Below are 3,071 nucleotides of genomic sequence, written 5' to 3'. Positions count from 1 at the left end.
ACACGGTGTAGCCCCGGGCGGTGTCGATGTAGTTGATGCCGTACTCCTCCAGCTTGTCCACCACGGCCTTCGTGTTGGCCGCGTCGGCCCGCTGGATGGGGATGCCGCCGAAGGAGACGATGGAGGCCTTCAGGCCGGTTTTGCCAAGAGTGACGTACTTCATTGTAAAAAACCTCACTTTTTTAGTTGGATTGAAGGAAAACGGCTCAGTGAAAAAAGAGGGAGAGCCCCGCCAGATACGTGATGAGGGCGATCAGGAGAAGGCAGAGAGGTGCCAGCACCCGCCAGGCCAGCTCCCAGTCGGAGGGCTCCGCCCGCTCCGGATCGCGGATATGGAAAGACAGCCTGTGGCGGAACAGCTGGTCGGCAAAGAGAATCTCTGCCAGGGCCACCACAGCGGCGAAGGTGCCCAGGAGCCAGAACAGGGGATTGCCCCGGCGGATCAGCTCCGGCGTGCCCTGGGAGAGGGAGAGCAGCGCCTCCAGCGGAGGGGCGTGGGGATCGTCCTCCCCGTCCTCCGGGACGGCGCTGTCCCATACAGGGGTGCCGTCCTCGGCCAGAAGCAGGAAGGTGTCCCCCGCCTCCAGCCAGCCGCCCCGGAAGAGCACCTGATCTCCCCGACGCAGCTCCACGCCGGTGAGGAAGTCGGCCATATCGCCGTCCGGCACCGCCGTGGGATCTGTCCGGACGGTATAGGGACCGTATTCCGTCTCGCCCCACTGGTAGGTGATGGCGCCGTCCTCGCCTACCGTCAGGACCGCCCACGCCCCATCCACCCGCCCGGTGTAGACCGCCCCCTCCCCGCCGGTATCCGCGGGATAGAGCATCTCATCCCCAAATTCCAGGCCGGGCCGGAGCTGGGCCAGCAGGTAGAGCAGGGAAAAGAGCAGGATCAGGCCGACAGCGGCCACGGCAAGCCACCGGCGGAGCGGCGCCAGAGCGGTATTTTTCTCTTTCATGGCAGGTCCTCCAGCTCCTTCTGGACATATTTGGGCAGTTTTTCCACCACCAGCCGGTGGGAGAGCGCGCACAAGTCCCGCAGCACCTGGTCGGGCAGTTCCCCGTCCAGCAGCACCGCGATCCAGGTGCGCTTGTCGCAGTAAAAGCCGGGGAGGATCTCGGGGTACTGCTCCCGCAGGCCCTCCGCCAGCCGGGGATCGCATTTCAGGTTCACCAGGGGATGGCCGCCGTAGACCTTGTATTTCGAGTCTGGCGTGCACAGGGCGGCGAAGTGCCTGCCGCGCACGGTGTAGCGGTGCCAGTTCCACTCCTCCTTGTAGCCGTGCTCCGCCCCGGGCAGGGCCCGCAGCCAGCCGTCCAGCCAGTCATACATAGTAGCAGTCCTCCCGCCATTTCAGCGGATTGGTGTCGATGTAATCCCATACGCGCAGATAATCCGCCTCATTGCGGATTACATGGTCGTGAAAGGATTTTTGCCAGAGGGGAAAGCCGACCATCTTGGATGTATACCGCTTCATAGACCCGACGATTGTGGACAACGACTTTGTAGGGGCGGATATCATCCGCCCGACGCTCTGATCAATTGCCAGGATCAGGTGAATGTGGTTGGGCATGACTACATATTTGTCCAGCCTGACATTGGAGTAATGGGCGGGAATTTCGCGGATTGCCTGTTCAACCATGGAGCCTATTTCTGATAGGGAAGGTGCCTGGATCGGGCGGATGATATCCGCCCCTACATCCCCTGTTTGCAGAGTTGACCCATAGATCGCAGGTGCCCAGAGTACGGGGCGCTTATCCTTAGTGCAGACTGTGATGAAATAATACCCCGCCCGGCTGTAATCATATTCCGGCAGCCGGTTGGGCTTCCGCCTGGGCAGCTCCATGGCCCCTCACCCCTGCCCCCGCAGCTCGATGATGCGGTCGCGGAGGACGGCGGCGTACTCGAACTCCAGCCGCTTGGAGGCTTCTCTCATCTCCTTCTCCAGATTGGCGATGGCGTCCTCCCGCTCCTTCTTGGAGAGTGCCTTCTTGGAGTGGGGCAGCTCGCCCTTCTCGTCGGACAGGTCGATCACATCCCGCACCGACTTGATGACGGTCTTGGGCACGATGCCGTGCTCCTGGTTGAAGGCGTCCTGCTTGGCGCGCCTGCGCTCGGTCTCGTCGATGGCCCGGCGCATGGAGGGGGTGATGGCGTCGGCGTACATGACCACCATGCCGTCGGCGTTTCGCGCGGCCCGGCCGATGGTCTGGATGAGGGAGGTCTCGGAGCGGAGGAAGCCCTCCTTGTCCGCGTCCAGGATGGCCACCAGGGACACCTCGGGCAGATCCAGGCCCTCCCGGAGCAGGTTGATGCCCACCAGCACGTCGAAGGTGCCCAGGCGGAGATCCCGGATGATCTCCATGCGCTCGATGGTGTCGATGTCGTGGTGCATATAGCGGACCTTGATGCCCGCGTTGGTCAGGTAGGCGGTGAGATCCTCCGCCATCTTCTTGGTGAGGGTGGTGACCAGCACCCGCTCCCCACGCTGGGTGCGGGTGTTGATCTCCCCGATGAGATCGTCGATCTGCCCCTCCACCGGCCGCACCTCGATTTTGGGATCCAGCAGGCCGGTGGGGCGGATCACCTGCTCCACGATCTGGCCCGACCGCTCCCGCTCATAGTCGCCGGGGGTGGCGGAGACGTAGATCACCTGGTTGAGCCGCTTCTGGAACTCCTCAAATTTCAGCGGCCGGTTATCAAAGGCGCAGGGCAGGCGGAAGCCGTAGTCCACCAGGGTGGTCTTGCGGGCCCTGTCGCCGTTGTACATGGCCCGCACCTGGGGGAGGGTGACGTGGCTCTCGTCGATGAACAGCAGGAAGTCCTTGGGGAAGAAGTCCAGCAGGGTGTGGGGGGGCGAGCCGGCGGGCCGGCCCTCGATCACCCGGGAGTAGTTCTCAATGCCGGAGCAGTAGCCCAGCTCCTGCATCATCTCCACGTCGTACATGGTGCGCTGCTTGAGGCGCTGGGCCTCCACCAGCATGTTGTTTGCCTGGAAGTAGGCCACCCGCTCCTCCAGCTCCCTGTAGATCTCCTGGATGGCGGCGTCCATCTTCTCCTTGGGGGTGAC

4 protein-coding genes are annotated in these 3,071 nt (G+C 63.2%); all 4 read right to left on the bottom strand.

What is annotated here, in order from left to right:
- Positions 1-206 precede the first annotated feature (206 nt).
- On the bottom strand, positions 207-959 hold the full coding sequence (locus tag QZ378_RS12505) for a hypothetical protein (protein WP_291258503.1): 753 nt from the start codon (positions 957-959) through the stop codon (positions 207-209).
- Positions 956-1,333, bottom strand: a complete 378-nt coding sequence (locus tag QZ378_RS12500; RefSeq protein ID WP_191529297.1) for an MmcQ/YjbR family DNA-binding protein — start codon at positions 1,331-1,333, stop codon at positions 956-958. Before QZ378_RS12500 ends, QZ378_RS12505 begins: the two co-directional genes overlap by 4 nt.
- Positions 1,326-1,847, bottom strand: coding sequence for a transposase (locus tag QZ378_RS12495; RefSeq protein WP_191529296.1), 522 nt, complete (start codon positions 1,845-1,847; stop codon positions 1,326-1,328). Before QZ378_RS12495 ends, QZ378_RS12500 begins: the two co-directional genes overlap by 8 nt.
- A 6-nt stretch (positions 1,848-1,853) precedes the next feature.
- Positions 1,854-3,071: helicase-related protein (locus QZ378_RS12490; RefSeq protein ID WP_291258502.1), on the bottom strand; the 1,218-nt coding region annotated here is incomplete at its 5' end.

The sequence above is a fragment of the Flavonifractor sp. genome (assembly GCF_019422385.1).
Lineage (GTDB): Bacteria > Bacillota > Clostridia > Oscillospirales > Oscillospiraceae > Flavonifractor > Flavonifractor avistercoris.
This window is presented reverse-complemented; position numbering and strand designations above follow the sequence as displayed.